The 1,602-nt window shown below is 66.8% G+C and carries 2 protein-coding genes and 1 tRNA gene; all 3 read right to left on the bottom strand.

All coding sequences use genetic code 11. The features are described from left to right. Positions 1-44 precede the first annotated feature (44 nt). Positions 45-117, bottom strand: a tRNA-His gene (locus Q4F73_RS12490). A gap of 49 nt (positions 118-166) precedes the next feature. After that, positions 167-802, bottom strand: coding sequence for an oligoribonuclease (gene orn, locus Q4F73_RS12485; protein WP_303359661.1), 636 nt, complete (start codon positions 800-802; stop codon positions 167-169). Next, positions 799-1,602: mycolate reductase (cmrA, locus tag Q4F73_RS12480; protein WP_303359660.1), on the bottom strand; the 804-nt coding region annotated here is incomplete at its 5' end. The genes cmrA and orn, both read right to left, overlap by 4 nt.

Genomic DNA, 1,602 nt, shown 5'->3' with positions numbered 1-1,602 from the left:
AAAACCCCTGACCTTGTTTCCCAAGGTCAGGGGCTACCTTTCGGGGTGGCTGACGGGGCTCGAACCCGCGACACCCAGGATCACAACCTGGTGCTCTACCAGCTGAACTACAGCCACCATCGCTGCTCAATCGCAGCGGATTACAGATTAACCCACCAGCAGCAGATTACAAAAACCGCTGGTAGTGCTCGGTGGAGGCGGCGGAGCACTCGGCCGCCGCAGAGGACTCGGGGCCGGGGGCGGGGACGAAGACGGCGCGTCGGTAGTAGTCGAGTTCGCGGATGGACTCGACGATGTCGGCCAGCGCGCGGTGTGCCAGCCCCTTCTCCGGCTGGTTGAAGTAGGCCTTGGGGAACCAGCGGCGGGCCAGTTCCTTGATGGAGGAGACGTCGACCATGCGGTAGTGGAGGGCGGCGTCGAGACGCGGCATCTGCTCGCGGATGAACGCCCGGTCCGTGGCGATCGAGTTGCCGGCCAGCGGGGCGGGGTGGTCGGGGGAGCAGTGCTCGGCGATGAGCGCCAGGACCGCGTCCTCGGCCTCGCGCAACGACACGGTCGAGGCGCGGACCTGCTCGGTCAGGCCGGAGGATCCGTGCATGTTGGTGACGAAGTCGTCCATCTGCGCCAGCTCCTCTTCGGTGGCGTGGACGACCAGGTCCACGCCCTCGCCGATGATCTGCAGGTTGGCGTCGGTGACCAGGGCGGCGACCTCGACGATGACGTGGCGCTTCAGGTCCAGCCCCGTCATCTCCAGGTCAACCCAGACGAGGCGGTCGTTCTTGGCGGCGATGTCCATGCTCATTCCCCCATCTTGGCGTAGAAACGACCGATGAGCGGGGCCAGCAGCCCCGTCGGGGCGACCTTGGACACCGCGTTCATGGCCTTGCTCAAGGGACCGGGCACCACGCGGCGCTGGTTTGTCGCCATCGCCTCGAGGGTCTCGCGGGAGCAGGACTCGTAGGTGGTCCACAGGAAATCGGGGACGACGCGGTCGACGATCGACTTCTCCTCGTCGGGGATGACGGCCTCGCGCACCGGGCCCGGGGCGAGCAACGTGCAGGTCACGCCGGTGCCCTTGAGCTCGTAGTGCAGGGCCTCGGTGAAGGCGTTGACGCCGGCCTTGGTGAACACGTAGGTGGCGTTGTTGGGGATCGGCACATTGCCGGCCGCGGAGCCGACATTGCAGATCGCCCCGGACTTCCGCTCCAGCATGCCGCGCAAGGCCGCGTGGGTGAGGCGGTGGACGGCGGTGGCGTTGAGGTGGAACTGGTCGACCTCGTACTCCCAGTCCTGCTTCATCAGCGGCCCGAAGGAGGCGATGCCGGCGGAGTTGATGAGGATGGTGACCGGGTGGGCGTCGATAAGCTCGATGACCCGGCTGACCTCCTCGTGCTTGCTCAGATCCGCCGCGCAGACTTCGACGGTGACGCCGTGCGCCTGCTCGAGCGTGTCCGCGAGTTCGCGCAGCACTGCTTCTCGACGCGCCACCACAATCAGGTTGTGACCCATCGACGCGAGATCACGCGCCAGGGCCATGCCGATGCCCTGGCTGGCGCCGGTGACAAGGGCGTAGGTGTCCGGGCTGGGGGAGGGGAGAGTCAT

Origin of the sequence: Corynebacterium sp., from assembly GCF_030535495.1 — a bacterium.
Lineage (GTDB): Bacteria > Actinomycetota > Actinomycetes > Mycobacteriales > Mycobacteriaceae > Corynebacterium.
Note: the sequence above shows the minus strand (reverse complement) of the source record. Positions and strands in the feature narration are given on the sequence as shown.

Excerpts from the sequence above, each read along its gene's own strand:
- orn (WP_303359661.1), bottom strand. The coding sequence starts at position 802 with ATGAGCATGGACATCGCCGCCAAGAACGACCGCCTCGTCTGGGTTGAC.